The organism is Allobosea thiooxidans, assembly GCF_900168195.1.
In the GTDB taxonomy this organism is placed as follows: Bacteria; Pseudomonadota; Alphaproteobacteria; order Rhizobiales; family Beijerinckiaceae; genus Allobosea; species Allobosea thiooxidans.
Genome location: NZ_FUYX01000001.1, coordinates 500665 through 522141, shown reverse-complemented (window position 1 = coordinate 522141; position 21477 = coordinate 500665). Strand labels below are relative to the sequence as shown.

The 21477-nt window shown below is 69.7% G+C and carries 20 protein-coding genes; 13 read left to right on the top strand and 7 right to left on the bottom strand.

The features are described 5' to 3' along the window. Positions 1–125 precede the first annotated feature (125 nt). Positions 126–635 carry a GNAT family N-acetyltransferase gene (locus tag B5Y19_RS02605; RefSeq protein ID WP_055729497.1) on the top strand — a complete coding sequence of 170 codons (510 nt, stop codon included), beginning with the start codon at positions 126–128 and terminating at the stop codon, positions 633–635. Positions 636–764: 129 nt separating this feature from the next. On the opposite strand, the gene B5Y19_RS02600 is transcribed toward B5Y19_RS02605, so the two are convergent. The 4 genes from B5Y19_RS02600 to B5Y19_RS02585 are packed head-to-tail and all read right to left on the bottom strand — an operon-like array spanning position 765 to position 7638. Then, on the bottom strand, positions 765–2855 hold the full coding sequence (locus B5Y19_RS02600; protein ID WP_055729451.1) for a hypothetical protein: 2091 nt from the start codon (positions 2853–2855) through the stop codon (positions 765–767). A 2-nt stretch (positions 2856–2857) separates the two neighbouring features. After that, positions 2858–5686: a DUF4159 domain-containing protein gene (locus B5Y19_RS02595; protein ID WP_055729452.1), complete on the bottom strand. Its 2829-nt coding sequence runs from the start codon at positions 5684–5686 to the stop codon at positions 2858–2860. Between the two features lie 10 nt (positions 5687–5696). After that, complete coding sequence (locus B5Y19_RS02590) at positions 5697–6611, bottom strand: DUF58 domain-containing protein (protein ID WP_055729453.1); 915 nt, start codon at positions 6609–6611, stop codon at positions 5697–5699. A 4-nt stretch (positions 6612–6615) separates the two neighbouring features. After that, complete coding sequence (locus tag B5Y19_RS02585; RefSeq protein ID WP_055729454.1) at positions 6616–7638, bottom strand: AAA family ATPase; 1023 nt, start codon at positions 7636–7638, stop codon at positions 6616–6618. Between the two features lie 197 nt (positions 7639–7835). Between B5Y19_RS02585 and B5Y19_RS02580 the strand changes: the two genes are divergently transcribed. The 4 genes from B5Y19_RS02580 to B5Y19_RS02565 are packed head-to-tail and all read left to right on the top strand — an operon-like array spanning position 7836 to position 10603. Beyond that, complete coding sequence (locus B5Y19_RS02580; protein WP_244555452.1) at positions 7836–8423, top strand: DUF1285 domain-containing protein; 588 nt, start codon at positions 7836–7838, stop codon at positions 8421–8423. After that, a complete protein-coding gene (locus tag B5Y19_RS02575; RefSeq protein WP_055729456.1) occupies positions 8420–9076 on the top strand; it encodes a CoA pyrophosphatase in 657 nt (218 codons plus the stop codon). Before B5Y19_RS02580 ends, B5Y19_RS02575 begins: the two co-directional genes overlap by 4 nt. A 43-nt stretch (positions 9077–9119) precedes the next feature. Then, positions 9120–9377: a DUF6111 family protein gene (locus B5Y19_RS02570; RefSeq protein ID WP_055729457.1), complete on the top strand. Its 258-nt coding sequence runs from the start codon at positions 9120–9122 to the stop codon at positions 9375–9377. Next, on the top strand, positions 9374–10603 hold the full coding sequence (locus tag B5Y19_RS02565; RefSeq protein WP_055729458.1) for a CCA tRNA nucleotidyltransferase: 1230 nt from the start codon (positions 9374–9376) through the stop codon (positions 10601–10603). The genes B5Y19_RS02570 and B5Y19_RS02565 overlap by 4 nt, the downstream gene beginning before the upstream one ends. Here B5Y19_RS02565 and hemF read toward each other — a convergent pair. Next, positions 10600–11526 carry an oxygen-dependent coproporphyrinogen oxidase gene (gene hemF / locus B5Y19_RS02560; RefSeq protein WP_055729459.1) on the bottom strand — a complete coding sequence of 309 codons (927 nt, stop codon included), beginning with the start codon at positions 11524–11526 and terminating at the stop codon, positions 10600–10602. The genes B5Y19_RS02565 and hemF overlap by 4 nt on opposite strands. Then, complete coding sequence (locus B5Y19_RS02555; protein WP_055729460.1) at positions 11504–12001, bottom strand: tRNA (cytidine(34)-2'-O)-methyltransferase; 498 nt, start codon at positions 11999–12001, stop codon at positions 11504–11506. Before B5Y19_RS02555 ends, hemF begins: the two co-directional genes overlap by 23 nt. A 114-nt stretch (positions 12002–12115) precedes the next feature. On the opposite strand from B5Y19_RS02555, the gene B5Y19_RS02550 reads away from it, so the two are divergent. The 8 genes from B5Y19_RS02550 (at position 12116) to B5Y19_RS02515 (ending at position 20446) form a co-directional block, all read left to right on the top strand. Next, positions 12116–13981 carry an ABC transporter ATP-binding protein gene (locus B5Y19_RS02550; RefSeq protein WP_079591045.1) on the top strand — a complete coding sequence of 622 codons (1866 nt, stop codon included), beginning with the start codon at positions 12116–12118 and terminating at the stop codon, positions 13979–13981. Positions 13982–14173: 192 nt separating this feature from the next. Beyond that, on the top strand, positions 14174–14722 hold the full coding sequence (gene petA / locus B5Y19_RS02545; protein ID WP_280174374.1) for a ubiquinol-cytochrome c reductase iron-sulfur subunit: 549 nt from the start codon (positions 14174–14176) through the stop codon (positions 14720–14722). Positions 14723–14775: 53 nt separating this feature from the next. Continuing rightward, positions 14776–16062 (top strand): cytochrome b, encoded by a 1287-nt coding sequence (locus tag B5Y19_RS02540; protein WP_055729463.1) that lies wholly within the window; start codon positions 14776–14778, stop codon positions 16060–16062. Between the two features lie 7 nt (positions 16063–16069). Beyond that, entirely contained in the window at positions 16070–16948 is an 879-nt protein-coding gene (locus B5Y19_RS02535; RefSeq protein WP_055729464.1) for a cytochrome c1, read from the top strand. A 264-nt stretch (positions 16949–17212) separates the two neighbouring features. Next, positions 17213–18088: an S-methyl-5'-thioadenosine phosphorylase gene (locus B5Y19_RS02530; RefSeq protein ID WP_055729498.1), complete on the top strand. Its 876-nt coding sequence runs from the start codon at positions 17213–17215 to the stop codon at positions 18086–18088. A gap of 75 nt (positions 18089–18163) precedes the next feature. Then, entirely contained in the window at positions 18164–18691 is a 528-nt protein-coding gene (locus tag B5Y19_RS02525) for an adenine phosphoribosyltransferase (protein ID WP_055729499.1), read from the top strand. A gap of 4 nt (positions 18692–18695) precedes the next feature. Next, complete coding sequence (mtnA, locus tag B5Y19_RS02520; protein ID WP_079591044.1) at positions 18696–19805, top strand: S-methyl-5-thioribose-1-phosphate isomerase; 1110 nt, start codon at positions 18696–18698, stop codon at positions 19803–19805. Further along, the gene (locus tag B5Y19_RS02515) at positions 19802–20446 is read left to right on the top strand and encodes a class II aldolase/adducin family protein (RefSeq protein ID WP_055729466.1); all 645 of its coding nucleotides are present in this window, start codon (positions 19802–19804) and stop codon (positions 20444–20446) included. The genes mtnA and B5Y19_RS02515 overlap by 4 nt, the downstream gene beginning before the upstream one ends. Before the next feature lie 3 nt (positions 20447–20449). On the opposite strand, the gene B5Y19_RS02510 is transcribed toward B5Y19_RS02515, so the two are convergent. Further along, positions 20450–21463, bottom strand: coding sequence for a MaoC family dehydratase (locus B5Y19_RS02510; RefSeq protein ID WP_055729467.1), 1014 nt, complete (start codon positions 21461–21463; stop codon positions 20450–20452). Between the last annotated feature and the right edge of the window lie 14 nt (positions 21464–21477).

The following is a 21477-nucleotide window of genomic DNA, read 5'->3' as shown; positions in this document are numbered from 1 at the left end:
CATGACGATTGGGCACGACCTGCGAGACCTGCGACGACCGGCGCGCTGAATGCGCCTGCCCGGCATTGCGCCCGAACGCGCCTGCCCTCGCTCCGCCGATCTGCTTCCTGCCTCGCGTTATCGTCATGACATCCCTGCCGCTGACCATCCGCCACGAATTGCCCGTGGACGCCGCCGCCATCGAACGCCTGCACGAGCGCGCCTTCGGCCCCGGCCGCTTCGCCCGCACTGCCTTCCGCCTGCGTGAGGGCGTGCCACCCGATCCGGCGCTGTCCTTCGCCGCCCATGTCGGCACCTTCCTGGTCGGGTCGATCAAGGTGACGCCGGTCCTCGCCGGTGGCCATCGGGCGCTGATGCTCGGGCCGCTGACGGTCGATCCTGCCTTCGACGGCCGCGGCATCGGGTCCGCTCTGATGAACCGTTCGATCGAGGCGGCGCGGGACGCCGGGCATGACCTGATCATGCTGGTCGGGGACGAGCCCTACTATGCGCGTTTCGGCTTCAGGATGCTGCCGCCGGGCCAGTTGGTGCTGCCCGGGCCGGCCGATCCGGCGCGCTTCCTCGCGCTGGAGCTGGTCGAAGGCGTGCTGCAGCAGCGGCGCGGTGCCGTGACGTCGGCGCGGGCGGCGGGCTGAATAAGGCCGCCCTGCCGTCATGCTCGGGCTTGACCCGAGCATCGCGGAAACCAGCTTTCTCTGGTCTTGAGATTCTCGGGTCTGCGCTTCGCTTCGCCCGAGAATGACGCCGGTATCTGCGGGGCCGGATCACGCCTGACGCCTGAAGCGGCGGCCGCTTTCGCCCAGCCAGCCGGCGACGAGGGCGCCGAACAGGATCGCGAGCCCGAGCAGCCCGACGAAGAGCGGCGAGATCTGCACCCCGCGCACGATGCCGGAATCGCTGATCCTGAGGCCGATCCAGTCATTGCCGGCGAACTGGCTGCCGGACCGCACGGGCACGATGCGCGGCACGCTGACGGCCGAGCCGCTCTCATGGCCGATGCGCCGGGACGAGCCGCCGGTAGCCTGCGCCAGAGACTGGAGCGCGGCCGGATCGCTCACCACCTCCATCAGCTCGCGCGGGTTCTCGGGGCCGACATTGGCGAAGGCGGTGAGATTGTCGGCCGTCAGCCTGTAGAGCCCCTGCTCGCCGGCGGGGATCCGGGCGGTGAACAGGCCAGGGCGGCCCGGCTCGAACGGCACCGTCCGGGACTGGCCGTCAGGGCCGGTGATGGTGACGGGGGCGGGATTGTCGCCCAGCGTCTGGCGTTCGACCTCGACGGTGCCGCCGCGAGCAGTGGCGCGCAGGGCCTCCTCCTCGAGCTCCGGCTCCTTCATCAGCCAGTGGCTCAGGCGCCGCAGCAGGTCGAGATAGGGGCCGCCGTCGCGGAAGCCGCGGGCCCAGAGCCAGGCATGGTCGGAGAGGAAGAGGGCGACGCGCCCCTTCTGCTCGCGGGCGAGCATCAGCAGCGGACGTTCGCCGGGGCCGGTCATGACGGGGGAGGCGCCGGCACGTGCCTGCGCGCCGACCATGCGCAGCCATTCGCCCCAGCGCGGCGGCGAGACTTCCGAGCCTGGCAGGTCGCGGGTCACGGGATGGCGCTTGCCGGGCTCGCTGACCTGGGCGCGATAGGCCTCGTCGACGACGCTGCCGTCCGGCACGGCCGGCAGGATCTGGCCGAGGGGCGTGCGCGCCAGCGTTTGCGATCCCGCATATTCGGGCCCGGCCGCGACCAGCAGCGCGCCACCGTCGCGGACATAGCGGACGATGTTCTCGAAATAGAGCAGCGGCAGGATCGACTGGTTGGCGTAGCGGTCGAAGATGATCAGGTCGAATTCCTTGATCTTGACCTGGAACAGCTCGCGCGTCGGGAAGGCGATCAGCGAGAGCTCGTTGATCGGCGTGCCGTCCTGCTTCTCCGGTGGCCTGAGGATGGTGAAATGGACGAGATCGACATTGGCGTCGGCCTTGAGCAGGTTGCGCCAGGTCCGCTCGCCCGGATGCGGCTCGCCCGAGACCAGCAGCACGCGCAGCTTGTCCCTGACTCCTTCAATTGTAATGACCGCGCGGTTGTTGGCGAGCGTCAGCTCGCGGTCGAGCGGCGCGGCCTCGATCTCGACGACGTTCGGGCCGCCGCGGTCGATGCGCACCGGCACCTGCACGATCTGGCCGGTCGCGACGTCGCGGCGGGCGACGATCTCGCCGTCGCGGCGGATGGTGAGGCCGGCACGGCTGGAACCGTTCTTGTCGATGACGCGCAGGCGGATGACCTGATCCTTGCCGACGATGCCGAAGCGCGGCGAATCGACCAGCATGATGCGGCGGTCGATCTCGGCATTGCGGCCGGTGGTCAGCACATGGAGCGGCGCGCGCAGGCCGAGCGCCTCGGCATTGGCGGGCGTGTCATGGGCGAGGCCGTCGGTGATGGCGATGGCGCCGGCGACGCGCTCGGAGGGAACGTCGGCGAGGCTCGACGACAGCGTCTCGAACAGGCGGGTGCCGTCGCTTGCGCCCTGGGCGTCGCGCAGCTCGACTATCCGCGGTTCGACATTGGGGATGCCGTTCAATTGCCGCTCGACCTCGGCCACGGCGGCGTCGGTCTGGGCGGAGCGGTCGGCGAGGCGGTTCGAGGCCGAACGGTCGACCACCACGGGAACGACGTCCTTGACCGGCTCGCGCTCCTCGAAGACCAGCGAGGGGTCGGCGAGCGCGACGGTCAGGACGACCAGCGCCAGCGCCCGCAGGATGGCGCCGCGGCCAGCGAGAACCAGGGCGGCGCCGGCGGCGAGCGCCGCGAGCACGGCGAGCCCGATCAGCAGCGGCAGCGGCACCAGCGGGGCGAAGGAGAGGCTCCACATGGTCATTGCCCCAGGCGTTCGAGCAGGGCCGGGACATGGACCTGGTCGGCCTTGTAGTTGCCGGTCAGGGCATACATCACGAGGTTGATGCCGCCGCGCAGGGCCATCTCGCGCTGGCGCGGGTCGGAGCCCGAGAGCGGCACCCGGCCTTCGCCGCGCCGGTCGATGGCCCAGGCGGCGGCGAGGTCATTGGCGGTGATGATGATCGGCGAGACATTGTCGCCGGCGCGGGCCGGGCGGCGGCCGTCGCTGTCGGCGGGCGGCAGTGTCTCGACCCAGGTCGTGCCGGTGTCGTAGCGGCCGACGAGCTCGTCGAGGATATAGAAGGTCTTGGTCAGGACGTGGTCGCGCGGCAGCGGCTCGAGCTCGGGGATGTCGAGCGTCTGCAGCATGCGCTTGAGCTGGTCGCCCTCCGGCGTCGTGCCGCCGCCGGGGCGCACGCTCATCGCGTCGCGCGTGTCGAAGATCACCAGCCCGCCGCCCTTCATATAGGCTTCGAGCTTTCGCAGGGTCTCTGCCGTCGGAAGCGGCCGGCCGGCGACCACGGGCCAGTAGAGCACCGGGAAGAAGGCGAGCTCGTCACGCTCGACATTGACGCCGACGGCATCGCCCGGCTCCAGCGCCGTGCGTGCGCCGAGGACGGTGTTGAGGCCGGCGAGGCCTTCCTTCGACATGTCGTCGACGGCCTTGTCGCCGGTCACGACATAGGCGAGCCGCGTCACTGCGCCATTGGCGAGGAGCGCGCGCGGAATCGGCGGGCGCGGCGCCTCCGCCTCTGGCGGCTTCGGCACCGGCTGGGCACGGGCCGAATCCGGCTGGAGGATTCCGGCCAGGGCGAGGGCGATCAGGATGGCGGCCGGCGCCGCCGCCTTGCGGGCGCGGCCGAAGCCGAGGCGGCCGCCGAGCCACAGCGTCGCCAGGGTGTCGGCGATCAGCAGCAGCAAGGCCAATACCAGCAGGGGCGGCCGGGCATCGCGCGCGACCGGCTCGTCGATCGGCAGTATCGGCGCGCCGAGACCTGCGAGATCCAGCGCCGCGAGCCTGTCGTTCGGGGTCAAGGCATTAACCGCGAGCGAGCCGTCGGCCGGTCCGTAGAGGCCCGGCGGGTGGGCGAGCGTGGCGCGCCCGGCATGGTTGCGCGCGACGGGCTGGCTCGTCGCCGGCGGCGTGCGGAAGCGGCCATTGCCATCCAGCACCCGCGTCGGCGGCAGTGTTTCGACGCGGGCCTCGTCGCTTTGCGTGTCAGCCGCGGGGCCCGTGCCGGCCAGATTGACGACCTTGCGCAGCATCTCGACGAAGAGGCCGGAGAGCGGCAGGTTCGACCAGGTGGTGTCGGCGGTGACATGGACCATGGCGATCAGGCCGTCGCCGCGGCGCTCCCCGGTGACGACCGGGGTGCCGTCTTCCAGTGCCGCCCAGGTCTTGCGCGAGAGCTCGGCTTCCGGCTCGGCGAGGATCTGGCGGTTGACGCGGATATCGTCGCTGATCGTCAGCCCGTAGAAGGGGCTCTCGCGGGTGAACGGCGCCAGCCTGCGCGGCGTCTCCCAGGAGAGGCCGCCGCCGAGCGTCCGGCCGCCGCGGCGCAGGCGGACCGGCGTCAGATCGTCGGAGGAGGCGGCGAGGCGCGCCCCGGCGAAGCGCAGCAGCACGCCGCCGCGGGCGACGAAATCCGAAACCTTGGCGCTGGTCTCGCGGTCGAGTGCGCCGATATCGGCCAGGACGAGCACGGAGAGGTTCTGCGCGAGCAGCTCGCCGACCGGGTCGGTCGAGCCCTGGCGCGGCTCGCGCACCTCGGCGAAAGGCTGGAGCGCGCGGGAGATGTAGTAGGTCGGCGACAGCAGCGGCTGCGCGGTGTCGGCGGTAGACCCCGAGACGATGCCGATTCGGCGCCGCTTGGCCCGGTCGTCGAGCAGGGCGACGGCGCCGGCGCTGTCGGCCCCGACGATCTCCAGCCGCGAGACGGCGTTGCGGACCTCGATCGGCAGGGTCAGGCGCGCCGTCGTCTCCAGGCCGGAGCCCTCGAAGATGAAGGGCGCGTCCCCGAGCGGCAGGCCCTTCAGGTCGAGGGCGCGGACCTGCCCGGTCGCCGGTGCGCTTGCGGTCGGACGCAGGATCTTCACGCTGAGCGCTCCGGCGAGGTTCTCGGGCGCGGCGAGCGCGAGCTGGTTCGGCGGACCGGCATGGATCGAGAGGCGCCGCGCATCGGCGAGCTGTTTCAGCCGCGCCTGGAAGCTGCCGTCGTCGGAAACGCCGAGGCCGTCCGCAATCCAGACGATCTCGGCCTCGGGCGCGGTCTGCAGGAAGCTCTCGATCCGCGGCAGATGCGCAGCGCGATCCGGCGCATGAGGCTGCAGGGCGAGCGCGCGCAGCCGGTCGAGCGCCGCGCGCGGCTCCGCCAGCGCGATGGCCGCGGGCGCCTCCGCGAGGCCGACGACCGCGACGGGGCGGCCCTCGCGCGTCGCGGCGGCGATGCGCGATTCGGCGACGGCGACGCGGTCCGGCCAGTCGGAGGCGGCGCCGAAGCCGTTGTCGACGAGAAGGAGAACCGGGCCGCGCAGCGGGGCGCCTTCGCGCGCCGGGTTCCAGATCGGGCCGGCGACCGCCAGGATGGCGAGGGCGGCGGTGGCCATCCGCATGGCCAGCAGCCACCAGGGCGTGTGCGCCGGCATTTCCCGCTTGGCGACGAGGTCGGCCATGATCTTGAGCGGCGGGAAGTCGACCCGGCGCGGGCGCGGCGGCGTCACCCGCAGGATCAGCCAGAGCGCCGGCAGCAGAGCGAGCGCCGCCAGTGCGAGCGGGGCGGTGAAGCTCAAGGGGAGGGCGCTGAACATGGCAGGCCCCTCAGAAAGGCGCCGCGCCGCGCGAGGCGGCGACGAGGCTGGCGATGCGCAGGACCGCCTCGCTGGCCGGCCGGTCGGTCCGGTGCAGCGTCAGGGTCCAGCCTGCCTTGCGACAGGATTCGGCGATCGCGTCGCGATGCGCGGCCAGGCGCTGGCGATAGGCTTCGCCCCAGGCGCCGGCGTCGCCGACGCGCAGGCTGAGGCCGTCCTCGAGGTCGAAGAGCTCGGCCTGGCCGGTGAAGGGGAAGGTCTCCTCGATCGGGTCGGCGATCAGCAGGAGATGCCCGCGCGCGCCCGACGACGCCATGGTCGCGATGCGCTGCGCCAGAGCGCTGGCGGGCGAGAGCCCGTCGGTGATGAGGATGGCGTCGGCCAGCCGCGGCAGCGGCTCGCCCGGCGGGAGGTCGGCCTCGCTGCGGCTGTCGGCGATGAGGGCCTGGGCGAGCACCTCGACGATCCGGCGTGAGGCCAGCGCCCGCGTCAGGCCGAGATGGCCGACGCGTTCGCCGCCATCGACCATCGTCTCGGCCAGGGCGAAGCCGGCCACCAGCGCACGGTCGACCTTGGGCGCCATCGCCAGCGAGGATGCGAAGCCCATCGAGGGCGACCGGTCGATCCAGAGCCAGATCGAATGCGAGGCTTCCCATTCGCGCTCGCGCACGAAGAGATGGCCGTCCCGGGCCGAGCGGCGCCAGTCGATGCGCGAGGCGGATTCGCCGGCGACCAGCGGGCGATACTGCCAGAAGGTCTCGCCCGGGCCGGAGCGGCGCCGGCCATGGATACCGTGGATGCTGGCCGAGACGCGGCGGGCCTCGAGGATGAGGCGCGGCAGGCGCGCGGCAAGGTCGAGCGATTCGGTGAGAATCGGCTTGGCGGGTTTCCGCTCGCTCGGACTCAGGACGCGCATGCGCAGCATCGGCCTATCCCAGCCGTTCCACGAGCTTGCCGACCACGGCTTCGACGGTCTCGCCATCGGCGCGGGCGGCGAAGGTCAGCGCGACGCGGTGTTTCAGGACGGGCAGGGCAAGCGCGGCGACATCGTCCACGGAGGGGGCGAGCCGGCCCTCGACGAGGGCGCGAGCGCGCACGGCGAGCGTCAGCGACTGGCTGGCGCGCGGGCCGGGGCCCCAGGCGAGCTTGCTGGTGACGGAGGCATCGCCCTCGCCGGGGCGCGCCGAACGGACGAGGTCGAGAATCGCATCCACCACCGCTTCGCCCACCGGCAGGCGGCGGACGAGGCGCTGGATCGACATCAGCGTCTCGGCGGCCATCGCCTGTGCCGGCCTGTATTCCTTGGCGCCGGTGGTCTCGAGCAGGATGCGCCGCTCCGCCTCGCGGTCGGGATAGTCGACGTCGATCTCGAGCAGGAAGCGGTCGAGCTGGGCCTCGGGAAGGGGATAGGTGCCTTCCTGCTCGATCGGGTTCTGCGTAGCCAGCACGTGGAAGGGCGCCGGCAGGTCGTAGCGCTCGCCGGCCACGGTGACGTGGTGCTCCTGCATCGCCTGCAGCAGCGCGGACTGGGTGCGGGGCGAGGCGCGGTTGATCTCGTCCGCCATCAGGAGCTGGGCGAAGACCGGGCCCTTGATGAAGCGGAAATGACGTTTGCCGTCGGCGCTCTCGTCGAGCACCTCGGAGCCGAGGATGTCGGACGGCATCAGGTCCGGCGTGAACTGGACGCGCCGGGCGGCGAGGCCGAGCACGGTGCCCATGGCCTCGACGAGCTTGGTCTTGGCGAGGCCGGGCACGCCGACGAGCAGCCCATGGCCGCCGGCAAGCAGGGTGACGAGCGAGAGGTCGACGACCTTCTGCTGGCCGAAGATGACCTGGCCGATTTCCTTGCGCGCCGAGCCGATGGCGCCGAGCGCGGCTTCGGCCGCCTCGACGACGCTGCTGTCGAGATCGATCGGGGAATTGCTCTCGCCTGACCGGGCTTGCTCCGCCATATCGGTCTCCTTCACTCTCATGCCGCGCGCCGCCTCCCGGTCCAGCCGGGAGACTCCACCCTTCAATGTGGACGGGCCTCTCCCCTGGCTCAAGCACCGAGTGGGACGCTACACACATCTCGGCTTCACGATTATGTGGAGTTCAAGGCGGAAACGCGATGCAACCAATGCCGCAGCGGGCGGCGACAGGTCTTCCGATGACGGCTCCGGGCAATGCGATGGATCGGCTGATGGCGGCGCTGGGCGGCGCCAAAGGGCGCGGATTGCCGCCGGTCGAGCGCTGGAATCCGCCATTCTGCGGCGATCTCGACATGCGCATCGCCGCCGACGGCACCTGGTTCTATCTGGGGACGCCGATCGGCCGGCCGGCCCTGGTGAAGCTCTTCTCCTCGGTGCTGAAGCGCGAGGGCGACGATTACTTTCTCGTGACCCCGGTCGAAAAGGTCGGCCTCAAGGTCGAGGATGCGCCCTTCCAGGCGGTCGAGATGCAGGTCGACGGGGAGGACGGCGGCCGCAGCATCGCTTTCCGGACCCATGTCGACAACCTGCTCTGCGTCGGCCCGGAGCATCCCTTGCGTTTCGAGCGGGCTGCGCAGGATGGGCTGAAGCCCTATGTGCATGTGAGGCGCGGCCTTTGGGCGCGGCTGACGCGGGCGCTGACCTACGACCTGCTGGCGCTCGGCGAGGTGCGCGAGGTCGATGGGCAGGCGATGTTCGGCATCGCCGCGGCGGGGCAGTTCTACCCGGCGCTGCCGGCAAGCGAGATCGAAGGCATCGAGACGTGACCATCATTGGCCAGGCCCTGAATCTCAGCACCGAGACCTTCGCGGAACTGGCGCGTGCCCGGCTGCGCCCCGAGCCGCCGGCGCTGGGCGACCTCATCGCCCGCCCGCGCGGCGACCATGAGAACCAGCCCCAGTCCGTGCCGATCCCCGACGAGAAGCGGGCAGTGCCGGCCGCGGTGCTGATCGGCATCGTGCCGCGCGCCTCGGGGCCGACCATGCTGCTGACGCAGCGGGCGGCGGCGCTGCGCAGTCACTCGGCCCAGGTCGCCTTTCCCGGCGGGAGGGTCGACGCCACCGATGGCTCGCCGGTCGTCACGGCGCTGCGCGAGACCGAGGAGGAGATCGGCCTGTCGCGCCGGCATATCCGGACGCTCGGCTTCCTCGACGCCTATCTGACGGGGACCGGCTACCGCATCGTGCCGGTGGTGGCGCTGATCGAGCCGCCCTTCTCGCTGACGATCAACCATCACGAGGTCGACGAGACTTTCGAGACCCCGCTCTCCTTCCTGCTCGATCCGACCAACCACAAGCGCGAGGGACGGGAGTGGCAGGGACATTTCCGCACATACTATGCGATGCCGTTCGAGGGTCGCTATATCTGGGGGGCGACCGCCGGCATGATCCGTAACCTCTACGAACGTCTGGCCGGTTGAGCTTGTCTTTGCGCGAAGTGCGCGCCGGGGAACGACGAGACCGATGCTGCGCGCGATCATCGAAGAGATTCTGCTCTTCGTCCTGCCCTTCTGCCTCTTCGCGGCCTATCTCGTCGTGCGGCGGCGCAATCCCTTCGACGTCGAGCACTGGAGCCGCCACGCCTTCTGGCTGGCCGTCGCCGGGCTGCTTCTGGCGATCGGCGTGCTCACCTACACCGGTTTCATCGCCCCGCGCAGCCAGGGCGCCTACGAGCCGCCGCATATGGAGAACGGGGTGCTCGTGCCCGGCCGGTTCAAATGAGCCGGGAGCGTGCGGAGGCGGTCGCGCGTTTCCTCGCGGAGCCCCTCCTGGCGCGCCTGCTCGAGGCGCTGAACGGCGAGGGCGAGGAAACCCGCATCGTTGGCGGCGCGGTGCGCAATCTCCTGCTCGGCGAGGCGGCGAACGATGTCGACCTCGCCACCACGGCCTTGCCCGCTGAGACGATCCGCCGCGGCCGGAAAGCCGGGTTCAAGGCCGTCCCGACGGGGATCGAGCACGGCACGGTGACGCTGGTCTCGGGGCGCGCGAGCTTCGAGGTGACGACGCTCAGGCGCGACGTCGAAACCGACGGGCGCCGGGCCAAGGTCGTCTTCGGCCGCGATTTCGCCGCCGATGCGCTGCGGCGCGACTTCACGATCAACGCGCTGGGGCTCGATCGGAGCGGCGCGCTCCACGACTACAGCGACGGCCTCGCCGATCTCGCGCAGCGGCGCGTGCGCTTCATCGGCCAGGCCGAGGCGCGCATCCGCGAGGATTACCTGCGCATCCTCCGCTTCTTCCGCTTCCATGCCCGCTACGGCGTGGGCGCTCCCGATGGCGAGGGGCTGCGCGCCTGCATCGCCGGGCGGGCCGGGCTCGCCGGTCTTTCGCGGGAGCGCGTCCGGGCGGAGCTGATGAAGCTCCTGGCCGCGCCGGGCGCGGCCGCCACGCTCGACGCGATGGCGGGGGCGGGGCTGTTGATGCCGGTGATCGGCGCCGTGCCGCATCTTTCCCGCTTCGCCGCGGTGGCGGGCGCGGGCGGTGACGGCGTCTATCCGGCCTTCCGGCTGGCGGCCCTGGCGGTGTCGGTGCGGGAGGACGCGCCGCGGCTGCGCCAGCGGCTGCGGCTGTCCAACGAGGAGTTCGACCGGATCGACCGGATCGCGCAGGCGCTGGAAGGCCTCGGCGGGCGGGCCGAGCCGCCGTCGCTGGTCCTGCTGCGCATCGTCGCCGACCGCGCCGGGAGCGATGCGGCGGCGGCTGCCCTCGTGCTGCTGACAGGCTCGACCGACGCCGAGACCGGAAGGCAGGTCCAGAAGCTCATCGGCCAGCTCGGCGCGACGCCCGCCTTCCTGCCGCGCGGGCAGGACGTGCTGGCGCGCGGCGTGCCGAAAGGCGAGCGGGTGGGGCAGGTCCTCGCGGAGGCGCGCCGGCTCTGGATCGAGGCCGGCTGCCCGGCCGATCGGGAGGCGCAGCTCGCGCTGCTCGATGCCGCGAGCCGGCTCTAGGGCCAGCGCACCGTCGGCGGCATCGAGGACAGGATCGAATCGACGTTGCCGCCGGTCTTCAGCCCGAAGATCGTGCCGCGATCATAGAGCAGGTTGAACTCGACATAGCGGCCGCGGCGCACCTGCTGCTCGTGCCGTTCGGCCTCGCTCCAGGGCTTGCCGATATTGCGGCAGAGGATGCTGGGATAGATGTCGAGGAAGGCTTCGCCCACCGCCCGGGTGAAGGCGAAATCGGCCTCGACATCGCCGGTCCAGACATAGTCGTAGAAGATGCCGCCAATGCCGCGCGGCTCGTTGCGGTGCTTCAGGAAGAAGTAGTCGTCACACCAGCGCTTGAAGCGCGGATAGTCGGCCACGGCCGGGAAGTGCTCGCAGGGGCGGCGCATCGCGCCGTGGAAATCCCGCGAATCCGGGTCGTCCTGGCTGCGCCGCGCCATCAGCACCGGCGTCAGGTCGGCGCCGCCGCCGAACCAGGGCTTCGTCGTGACCACGAGGCGGGTGTTCATGTGCACGGTCGGCGCGTGCGGGTTCCAGGGATGGGCGATCAGCGAGATGCCCGTGGCGTGGAAGCGCGGATCCTCGGCGGCGCCGGGAATCTGGCCGGCGAAATCGGGATGGAAGCTGCCATGCACGGTCGAGACATGGACGCCGACCTTCTCGAAGACCCGGCCCTTCATGATCGACATCACGCCGCCGCCGCCGGGCGTGCCGTCATGGTTGGTCCGTTGCCAGGGCGTGCGGGCGAAACGGCCGGGCTCGTCCGTCTCGGCCGGGAAGGGGCCGGCCGCCTCGTCCTCGATCGCCTCGAAGGCGGCGCAGATGCGGTCGCGCAGATTCTCGAACCAGGCGCTGGCGCGTGGTTTCAGCGCCTCGACGAGGGCGGGATCGGCCGGGGGAGCATCAGCTGGCTTCGGGGTGTCCATGGTCGTTTCCGTCGCGGCCCGGAAAGCCGCCTGTCTGTCGCAACGCCTCGCCCATTACCATCGCCGCGGCCAATGCGACATTGAGCGAACGCAATCCCGCCCGCATCGGAATGTGGAGGCTGGCCTCGGCCGCGGCCTGCACTGCGGGCGTGACGCCGGCCGACTCGCGTCCCACCAGTACGATGTCGTCGGGCCGGAAGACGAAATCAGATAATGGGGTCGTGCCATCGGTCTCCGCAAGGACGAGGCGGTGCCCATGGTCGTGGCGCCAGCGCTCGAAAGCCGCGAAGGAATCGTGGCGCATCACGGCGGCGCGCTCGAGATAGTCCATGCCCGAGCGGCGGAAATGCCGGTCCGACACGTCGAAGGCCGCGGGCTCGACGATGTCGACGGCAATGCCGAGGCAGGCCGCCATCCGGATCATCGTGCCGGCGTTCTGCGGGATGTCCGGCTGGAACAGGGCGAGGCGCAGCATGACCCTGTCATGCGGTGACGCCCGGATATGCGTCAAGCAGGGTGGCCATTCGCCGGGGCGAGGGCCATATCCTGCCTCGAATCCGTCGTCATGCCGATCCAGAGGAGGGCAGACATGTTCGCTCCGCTCTTCCGCTGGCTCGAAAGCCGAATCGACGTCTTCGCCCCCTTCGACGAGCGCGAGACGCCGCCGCGCGGCGTGTGGCCCTTCATGTGGCACCACATCAAGGGCGTGAAGGGCTGGATGGCGGCGATCATGATCACCGGCCTCGGCTTCAGCGGCATCGAGGCGGCGATGTATCTGATGGTCGGCTGGTTCGTCGACCTGCTGGCGACGCAGTCGCCCGAGACGATCTTCCGCGACCATGGCTGGCTGCTCGCCGGAGCCGCATTCCTGCTCGTCGTAGTCCGGCCGCTAATCTATTTCGCCAACCACGCCATCGTCGACCAGGTGGTGGTGCCGCAGATCACCAACCAGATCCGCTGGCGCAACCATGTCTACACGCTCGGCCATGCGCTCGGCTATTTCCAGAACGATTTCGCCGGGCGGCTCTCGGCGCGCGTCATCCAGGCGGGGCAGTCGATCCGCGGGGCGACGATCGAGGTCATCGACGACCTCTGGTACGCGCTCGTCTTCGCCTCGGTCGCGATCGGCTTCTTCGGCAGGACCAGCCTGTGGCTGGCGCTGCCGGTCGTGGTCTGGCTCGGCGCCTATGTCGCGCTGCTGATCTATTTCGTGCCGCGCGCCAAGAAGCGCTCCGAGGCGAACTCGCTCGGCCGCTCGACGACCACGGGGCGCATCGTCGATTCCTACACCAACATCCTGACGGTGAAGCTGTTCGCGCGCGCCGACGCAGAACGCTCGGCGGTGCGCGACTCGTTGACGCGGTGGAACGCTTCCTTCCTCAACCTGTCGCGGCTGATCACCGGCGTCAGCGTCATCCTGCAGACGATGAACAGCCTGCTGGTGGTCGCCACCGCCTGGCTCGCGCTGCTGTTGTGGAGCCAGGGCGAGATGACGCCGGGCGCGGTCGCCGCCGCGATCGGCCTGGTGCTGAGGCTGGTCCAGATGTCGAGCTGGCTGATCCATCTCGTGCGCGGCATCTTCGAGAATATCGGTTCCGTGCAGGAGAGCATGGAGACGATCGCCAAGCCGCACGATCTGCCCGACGCGCCGGATGCCGTGCCGCTCGCCATCGGCAAGGGCGCGATCAGCTTCGAGAACATCCGATTCAACTATGGAAAGGGGGGAGGGCTCTTCGACGGGCTCGACCTCGCCATCAAGCCGGGCGAACGCGTCGGGCTGGTCGGTCCGTCCGGGGCCGGCAAGTCGACGCTGGTGAACCTGCTGCTCAGGCTCTACCCGCTCGAAGGCGGACGCATCCTGATCGACGGGCAGGACATCGCCCATGTCACGCAGGACTCGCTGCGCGCGCAGATCGGCATGGTGACGCAGGACAATTCGCTGCTGCACCGCTCGATCGGCGACAACATCGCCTATGGCCGGATAGGCGCAAGCGACGCCGAGATCGCGACCGCGGCGCGCCAGGCGGAGGCCCATGACTTCATCCTCGGCCTCGGCGATCAGGACGGGCGCGAGGGCTTCGATTCGCGGGTCGGCGAGCGCGGCGTGAAGCTTTCCGGCGGCCAGCGCCAGCGCATCGCCATCGCGCGCGTGCTGCTCAAGGACGCGCCGATCCTGATCCTCGACGAGGCGACCTCGGCGCTCGATTCGGAGGTGGAGGCCGCCATCCAGCAGCAGCTCGCCGCGCTGATGCAGGGCAAGACGGTGATCGCGATCGCGCATCGGCTTTCGACGATCGCGGCGCTCGACCGGCTGATCGTGCTCGATCGCGGGCGGATCGTCGACAGCGGGAGCCATGGCGAGCTGATCGCCCGCGGCGGCCTCTATGCAAGGCTATGGGCACGGCAATCGGGCGGCTTCCTCGCCGCTGCGGATCCGGAAAAGCTCGCCGTCTGACGCCCTCGTCGGCGGACTGTGCGCCATGCATGGCTGGGGCGTTCGCGACAGTAGACTTCGTCCAATCTGCATGTCAAAGAGCCCACGGTGACGCACCGCCGCATTGCGGCGGAAGCGGCGCGCCCCTATGAGGGCGACAGACGACAATTTCGAGCTGTTCCAGCTCGCGAGAAGTGTGAGAGGGATTGGATCGTGGCGCACGCGACCGATACATCGACCGGAACAACCCGCCGCGATTTCCTGATGCTCGCGACCGGCGCCGCCGGCGCCGTCGGCATCGGTGCCGTCGTCGTCCCGCTGATCAGCCAGCTTGCTCCCGACGCGCAGACCGTCGCCGCCGGCGCCCCGATCGATCTCGACCTCTCGCCCGTCGCCGAAGGCCAGGCCATCAAGCTGTTCTGGCGCGGCAAGCTGATCTTCGTGCGCCACCGCACCAAGAAGGAGGTCGACGAGGCTCTCGCGGTCGATATCGCCACGCTGCGCGACCCGCAGACCGACCAGCAGCGCACCAAGGCCGGCCATGAGCGCTTCCTCATCGTCTACGGCAACTGCACCCATCTTGGCTGCGTGCCGCTCGGCAACGCTCCCGGCGAGCCGAAGGGCGACTATGATGGCTGGTTCTGCCCCTGCCACGGCTCGCACTACGATTCCTCCGGCCGCATCCGCAAGGGCCCGGCACCGCTCAACCTGCCGGTTCCGCCCTATGCCTTCACCGCGGACACCAAGATCAAGATCGGCTGAGCAATGCGCTCGACGCTTTCCCGCCAAGATGAGACAGCCTTGAGGCATTCTTCATGAGTGGTCACAGTTCCTACGTTCCGAAGACCGGCATCGAACGCTGGCTTGATGCCCGTCTGCCGATCGTCCGGCTCGCGCATGATTCGGCGGTGTCCTACCCGGTGCCGCGCAACCTCAACTATCTCTGGACCTTCGGCGGCATCCTCGTGTTCATGCTGGTGGCGCAGATCGTCACCGGCATCATCCTGGTGATGCACTACACCCCGCATGCGACGATGGCGTTCAACTCCGTCGAGCACATCATGCGCGACGTGAACTACGGCTGGCTGCTGCGCTACCTGCACTCCAACGGCGCCTCGATGTTCTTCGTCGCCGTCTACGTCCACATCTTCCGCGGGCTCTACTACGGGTCGTACAAGGCGCCGCGCGAGGTGCTCTGGATCCTCGGCGTGGTGATCTTCCTGCTGATGATGGCGACCGCCTTCATGGGCTACGTCCTGCCCTGGGGCCAGATGTCCTTCTGGGGCGCGACCGTCATCACCAACCTGTTCTCGGCGCTGCCCGTGATCGGCGAGACGATCGTGACCTTCCTGTGGGGCGGCTACTCGGTCGACAACCCGACGCTGAACCGCTTCTTCTCGCTGCACTACCTGCTGCCGTTCATGATCTTCGGCGTCGTCGTGCTGCACGTCTGGGCGCTGCACCATGTCGGCCAGAACAACCCGACCGGCGTCGAGGTGAAGAACGTCGAGAAGGACACCGTGCCCTTCACGCCCTATGCGACGGTGAAGGACATCTTCGGCATGGTCGTGTTCATGATCGTGTTCGCCTGGTTCGTGTTCTACCAGCCGAACTACATGGGGCATGCGGACAACTACATCGTTGCGAACCCGGCTGCGACGCCGGCGCACATCGTCCCGGAATGGTACTTCCTGCCATTCTACGCGATCCTGCGCGCCATCCCCGACAAGCTCGGCGGCGTGCTGGCCATGGGCTCGGCGATCGTCGTGCTCGCCTTCCTGCCCTGGATCGACACCTCCAAGGTCAAGTCGATGAGCTACCGGCCGATCGCGCGCCAGCTCTTCTGGGCCTTCCTCGCGGTCTGCATCGGCCTGGGCTATCTCGGCGCCATGCCGGCCGAGGGTGGCTACGTCATCGCCTCGCAGATCTTCACCGTGCTGTATTTCGGCTTCTTCGTGGCGCTGTTCGTCGTCGGCCTGTTCGAGCGGCCGAAGGCGCTGCCGACCTCGATCGCCGATGCGGTACTGGCCGCTTCCGCCAAGAACGGCTCGGCGGCCCGCATGGCGGCCGCCACCGCTGCCGAACCGAACGTCAAGGGCTGACGGAACCATGAGCAGAACCTCGTTTCGTCTCGCCCTGACCGGGCTCGCCGCCGGCCTGTCGCTGGCGCTCTTCCAGCCGGCAGCCCAGGCCGCCGAGGGTGCCCCGAAGCCGCCGGCGCTTAGCTGGTCCTTCGCCGGTCCGTTCGGCACCTTCGATCGGGCCCAGCTGCAGCGCGGCTTCAAGGTCTACAAGGAAGTCTGCGCGGCCTGCCACGGCGCCAGCCTGGTGCGTTTCCGCAACCTGTCGCAGCCCGGCGGCCCGGAATTCTCGGCCGGTCAGGTCGCCGCGCTCGCCGCGACCTACCAGATCAAGGACGGCCCGAACGACCAGGGCGAGATGTTCGAGCGGCCGGGCCGGCCGGCCGACGCCTTCCCGTCGCCGTTCCCGAACGAGCAGGCGGCGCGCGCGGCCCAGGGCGGCGCCTACCCGCCGGACTTCTCGGTCCTGGCGAAGGCCCGCACCTACACCCGCGGCTTCCCGACCTTCATCTTCGACATCTTCACCCAGTATCAGGAGCAGGGGCCGGACTATATCCACGCCCTGCTGACCGGCTACAAGGAGCCGCCCGCGGGCGTCACCCTGCTGCCGGGGCAGAACTACAACGAGTTCATGCCCGGCCATCTGATCGCGATGCCGAACCCGCTGTCCGACGGGCAGGTCGAGTATCCGAAGGGCGCGGACGGCAAGTCGCCGGTCCCGGAGACGGCGGATCAGTACGCTCGCGACGTCGCCGCCTTCATGGTCTGGATGGCGGAGCCGCATCTGGAAGCGCGCAAGCGCCTGGGCATGCAGGTCATGCTGTTCCTGGTGATCTTCGCGGGGCTGCTCTACTACACCAAGAAGAAGGTGTGGTCGCGCATGCCGGACGGTTCGCCGGCTCACTGAGCAGCAACGATATCCCAGAAAAGGCCCCGGAAACGGGGCCTTTTTCATGCGCGCTGTCGCGCTGCGCCGCGAGGCGCGCCGATCGCCATTGCGGCCGACCGTATTGCGACCGTCATCGAAAGATGGTCCCTTCCGCGCCCGCACCAGATCGCCGCGCGTCCTGCCGGACGCGGTCACGGCGGTCTGCATATTCGTTATCGCATCGGATCATCCCGAAATGTGACTGCCACTTTTCGGGATGATCCGATGTTTGAGGAATCGATCATGAGCGAAGCCGTTCTCGGAATCATCGGCGGATCGGGCATCTACGATCTGCCGGGCCTCAGCGACCTTCGGGAGGAGCGGATCGAAAGTCCCTGGGGCGAACCGTCGGATACGCTGCGGATCGGCCGGGTCGGCACGACGAAGATCGTCTTCCTGCCCCGGCATGGGCGTGGCCACGCCATTCCTCCGTCCGAGATCAACTACCGCGCCAATATCGACGTGCTCAAGCGCGCCGGCGTGACCGACCTCGTCTCGCTCTCGGCCTGCGGTTCCTACAAAGCGGAGCTCTATCCCGGCCTCTTCGTCCTGGTCGACCAGTTCGTCGACCGCACCAGCCGGCGCGAGAGCTCCTTCTTCGGCCGGGGTTGCGTTGCGCATGTCTCGGTCGCCCATCCGGTCGGGCCGGCGCTGCAGGGCAGGATCGCGGCGGCGGCCGAGGCCGAGGAACTGCCTTTCGTGCGGGGTGGGACGCTGGTCACGATGGAGGGGCCGCAATTCTCGACCTATGCGGAATCGATGACCTATCGCGGGCTCGGCTACGACCTGATCGGCATGACCGCGATGCCCGAGGCCAAGCTCGCGCGCGAAGCCGAGATCACCTATGCCACGGTCGCGATGGTGACCGACTACGACTGCTGGCATGAGCTGCATGGCGCGGTCGATGTCGCCTCGGTGGTCGCGGTCCTGCACGAGAATGCGGACAAGGCGCGCCGGCTCGTCGCGCGGCTCGCGGCCGATTTTCCGGCGGAGCGCGAGCCTTGCCCGGCCGGCTCGCACAACGCGCTCGACAACGCGCTGATCACGGCGCCCGCCTTCCGCGACCCGGCCCTGCTGGCGAAGCTCGACGCGGTGGCCGGGCGCGTGCTCAGGGGCTGAATGATGGCTGCGCCCTTGACGAAGCCGGCCCGGCGTCCGACCAAGGCGTCCGCCGCCACGCCCGAGAAGACGCTCATGAACCTTGCCGACAGCATCCGTGCGATCCCGGACTATCCCCGGCCGGGCATCGTCTTCCGCGACATCACAACGCTGCTCGGCGATGCGCGGGCCTTCCGCCGCGCCGTCGACGAGCTGGTCCAGCCCTTCGCCGGGCTGAAGATCGCCAAGATCGCCGGGATCGAGGCGCGCGGCTTCATCCTCGGCGGCGCGGTGGCGCATCAGCTTTCGGCCGGCTTCATCCCGGTGCGCAAGAAGGGCAAGCTGCCGCTTGAGACGCTGCGGGCGACCTTTGCGCTCGAATACGGCACGGACGAGATCGAGATCCACCGCGACGCGGTGCTGCCGGGCGAGAGGGTTCTGCTGGTCGACGATCTCATCGCGACCGGCGGCACGGCCGAAGCGGCGGTCAATCTGCTCAGCGGGCTCGGCGCCGAGGTGGTGGCGGCCTGTTTCATCGTCGACCTGCCCGATCTCGGCGGAGCCGACAAGATCAGAAGGCTCGGCGTGCCCGTGCGGACCCTGGTGTCCTTCCGAGACGCGTGAACCCATGAAGATCAACGGCCAGCACTATCGGACGATCTGGCTTGCGCAGGATGGCTGGCGGGTCGTCGTGATCGACCAGACGCGGCTGCCCTTCCGCTTCGAGACGGTGGCGCTGGGATCGGCCGAGCAGGCCGCCGACGCCATCCGCTCCATGGTGGTGCGCGGAGCGCCGCTGATCGGCGCGACGGCAGCCTATGGCGTGGCGCTGGCGATGCGCGCCGACGCATCGGGCGCCGCGCTCGAGGCGGCGCTGGCGCTGCTCGGCGGGACGCGGCCGACGGCGGTCAATCTGCGCTGGGCGCTGGAGCGGATGCGGCGGGTGCTGGCGGCGCTGCCCGCCGAGCGCCGGAGCGAGGCGGCCTATGCCGAAGCGGCGGCGATCTGCGACGAGGACGTGGCGCTGTGCCGGGCCATCGGCGAGCATGGCCTGCCTCTGATCCGCGAGATCGCGACACGCAAGCCGGCCGGGCAGCCGGTCAACATCCTCACCCATTGCAATGCCGGCTGGATCGCGACGGTGGATTGGGGCACGGCGCTGGCGCCGATCTACCTGGCGCATGACGCCGGCATTCCCGTCCATGTCTGGGTAGACGAAACGCGGCCGCGCAACCAGGGTGCGGCGCTGACGGCCTATGAGCTCGGCGCCCATGGCGTGCCGCATACCGTGATCACCGACAATGCCGGCGGCCACCTGATGCAGCGCGGCGCGGTCGACATGGTGATCGTCGGCACCGACCGGACGACGGCCAATGGCGATGTCGCCAACAAGATCGGCACCTATCTCAAGGCGCTGGCGGCGCATGACAACGGCGTGCCGTTCTATGTCGCGCTGCCCTCGCCGACGATCGACTGGAGCATCCGCGACGGTCTCGCGGAGATCCCGATCGAGGAGCGTGCGGCGCGCGAGGTGACGCATCTCTCCGGGCTGGCGGAAGATGGCGAGGTCAGGCCCTTTCGGGTGGTCGCGCCCGGCAGCGGCGCAGCCAATCCGGCCTTCGACGTGACGCCGGCGCGGCTCGTCACCGGCCTCGTCACCGAGCGCGGTGTCTGCGCGGCGAGCGCCGCGGGGCTGGCGCATCTCTTTCCGGATCTGGCGAACAGGGCGACGGCATGAACGAGATGGAGCTGCGGCGGGAGATCGTCGCGGTCGCGCAGACGATCGACCAGGCGGGCTTCTGTCCGTCGAAATCGGGCAATGTCTCGGCCCGCTTCGGCGAGGGGCTGCTGATCACGCCGTCAGGGCTTCCCTACGCGCAGACCAAGCCGGAAGACCTGATCCATTTGGCGCTCGACGGCACGGTGCTGAGCGGCGTCCGCAAGCCCTCCTCGGAATGGCCGTTCCATGTCGAGATCTACAAGGCGCGGCCGGATGCGCAGGCGATCGTGCATACCCATTCGCCGCGGGCGACGGCGCTGTCCTGCACCCGGCGCGGCATCCCGGCCTTCCACTACATGATCGCGCTCTGCGGCGGCGCCGATGTGCGCTGCGCCGACTACGCCACCTTCGGCACGCCCGAGCTCGCTGCCAATGCGGTGAAGGGGCTGGAGGGGCGCAAGGCGGTGCTGCTCGCCAATCACGGCGTGATCGCGCTGGGCCAGACGCTGGCGGGCGCGCACACCATCGTCGCCGAGGTGGAGAACCTTGCCGGCCAGTATCTCGACATCCTGGCGGCCGGGCTCGAGCCGGTCATCCTCGACGGTCCCGAGATGGAGCGCGTCGGCGCCAAATTCGCCGGCTACGGCAAGGTCGGCTGAAGGTCAGCCGGGCTTCCGCTCGACGAAGACGCAGCCTTCGAAGCTGAACACCTCCTCGCCCTTCTGGTTGAGGCCGGTGTTGCGGTGGAAGTAGAGGCCCCATTGCGGGCGCGAGGCGCTCTCGCGCTTGGCCGTCACCTCCGAGAAATAGGTGATGCGATCGCCGGCGAAGACCGGCTTCGTCCAGCGCAGGTTCTTGAAGCCGGGGGAGGGGCCGAGGCGGGCAGGGCGGCCCGACGCGACCGCGAACTGGCGCCTGCGGTGCGAGACCATCGTCGCCATCCAGACGGCCGCCGTGTGCCAGCCGGAGGCGGCGAGCCGGCCGAAGGATGACGCCGCGGCCGCAGCTTCGTCCATGTGGAAGGGCTGTGGATCGAAGCTGCGGGCGAAGGCGACGATCTCCTCGGCCGTGAAGATGAAGCTGCCGAGTTCGTGGCGGCTGCCGGCGTCCAGCTCCTCGAAGAAGCGGGGCGGTTCCGGCAGGGCGGCCGGCGCTTCCAGCGGGCTCTCGGCGGCGGGCCGTTGGTAGTGCGGCGCATGGGCGAGCCAGTCCCCGCCGGGCAGGGGTCCGATGCCGGAGCCCTTGCGGCCGAACATGATCCAGTTGGTCTGTTCCAGCACCGGCTCGTCGCGCTGGTTGAGCAGTTCCAGCCGGAAGCGCACGAGGCCCATCTCGGGGCGCGAGCGCGACGGCTTGCTCTCCAGCACGGTGCGGCGCGCGCTGACGCTGTCGCCGGGCAGCAGCGGCCGCAGCCATTTCACCTCGTCGATGCCGGGCGCGCCCATGCTGGTGGCATCGAGCAGGAAGCTTTCCGCCATCAGCCGCATCAGCAGCGAGCAGCTGTGCCAGCCGGAGCCGATCAGCCGGCCGACGAAGCTCGCCTTGGCCGCCTCCGGGTCGACATGGAAGTCCTGCGCGTCATAGCGTGAGGCGAAGGCGACGATATCGTCCTGCGAGACGGCGATGCTGTGCGACCGGGCGCTCTCGCCGGGGACGAAATCCTCGAAGTGCAGCATCGGCGCGGGCTTTC

What these genes read in the sequence shown, in the direction of transcription:
- B5Y19_RS02605 (WP_055729497.1), top strand. Translation starts at nt 126, where the DNA reads ATGACATCCCTGCCGCTGACCATCCGCCACGAATTGCCCGTGGACGCC.
- B5Y19_RS02600 (WP_055729451.1), bottom strand. Translation starts at nt 2,855, where the DNA reads ATGTGGAGCCTCTCCTTCGCCCCGCTGGTGCCGCTGCCGCTGCTGATC.
- B5Y19_RS02595 (WP_055729452.1), bottom strand. Translation starts at nt 5,686, where the DNA reads ATGTTCAGCGCCCTCCCCTTGAGCTTCACCGCCCCGCTCGCACTGGCG.
- B5Y19_RS02590 (WP_055729453.1), bottom strand. Translation starts at nt 6,611, where the DNA reads ATGCTGCGCATGCGCGTCCTGAGTCCGAGCGAGCGGAAACCCGCCAAG.
- B5Y19_RS02585 (WP_055729454.1), bottom strand. Translation starts at nt 7,638, where the DNA reads ATGGCGGAGCAAGCCCGGTCAGGCGAGAGCAATTCCCCGATCGATCTC.
- B5Y19_RS02580 (WP_244555452.1), top strand. Translation starts at nt 7,836, where the DNA reads ATGACGGCTCCGGGCAATGCGATGGATCGGCTGATGGCGGCGCTGGGC.
- B5Y19_RS02570 (WP_055729457.1), top strand. Translation starts at nt 9,120, where the DNA reads ATGCTGCGCGCGATCATCGAAGAGATTCTGCTCTTCGTCCTGCCCTTC.
- B5Y19_RS02565 (WP_055729458.1), top strand. Translation starts at nt 9,374, where the DNA reads ATGAGCCGGGAGCGTGCGGAGGCGGTCGCGCGTTTCCTCGCGGAGCCC.
- hemF (WP_055729459.1), bottom strand. Translation starts at nt 11,526, where the DNA reads ATGGACACCCCGAAGCCAGCTGATGCTCCCCCGGCCGATCCCGCCCTC.
- B5Y19_RS02555 (WP_055729460.1), bottom strand. Translation starts at nt 12,001, where the DNA reads ATGCTGCGCCTCGCCCTGTTCCAGCCGGACATCCCGCAGAACGCCGGC.
- B5Y19_RS02550 (WP_079591045.1), top strand. Translation starts at nt 12,116, where the DNA reads ATGTTCGCTCCGCTCTTCCGCTGGCTCGAAAGCCGAATCGACGTCTTC.
- B5Y19_RS02540 (WP_055729463.1), top strand. Translation starts at nt 14,776, where the DNA reads ATGAGTGGTCACAGTTCCTACGTTCCGAAGACCGGCATCGAACGCTGG.
- B5Y19_RS02535 (WP_055729464.1), top strand. Translation starts at nt 16,070, where the DNA reads ATGAGCAGAACCTCGTTTCGTCTCGCCCTGACCGGGCTCGCCGCCGGC.
- B5Y19_RS02530 (WP_055729498.1), top strand. Translation starts at nt 17,213, where the DNA reads ATGAGCGAAGCCGTTCTCGGAATCATCGGCGGATCGGGCATCTACGAT.
- B5Y19_RS02525 (WP_055729499.1), top strand. Translation starts at nt 18,164, where the DNA reads ATGAACCTTGCCGACAGCATCCGTGCGATCCCGGACTATCCCCGGCCG.
- mtnA (WP_079591044.1), top strand. Translation starts at nt 18,696, where the DNA reads ATGAAGATCAACGGCCAGCACTATCGGACGATCTGGCTTGCGCAGGAT.
- B5Y19_RS02515 (WP_055729466.1), top strand. Translation starts at nt 19,802, where the DNA reads ATGAACGAGATGGAGCTGCGGCGGGAGATCGTCGCGGTCGCGCAGACG.
- B5Y19_RS02510 (WP_055729467.1), bottom strand. Translation starts at nt 21,463, where the DNA reads ATGCTGCACTTCGAGGATTTCGTCCCCGGCGAGAGCGCCCGGTCGCAC.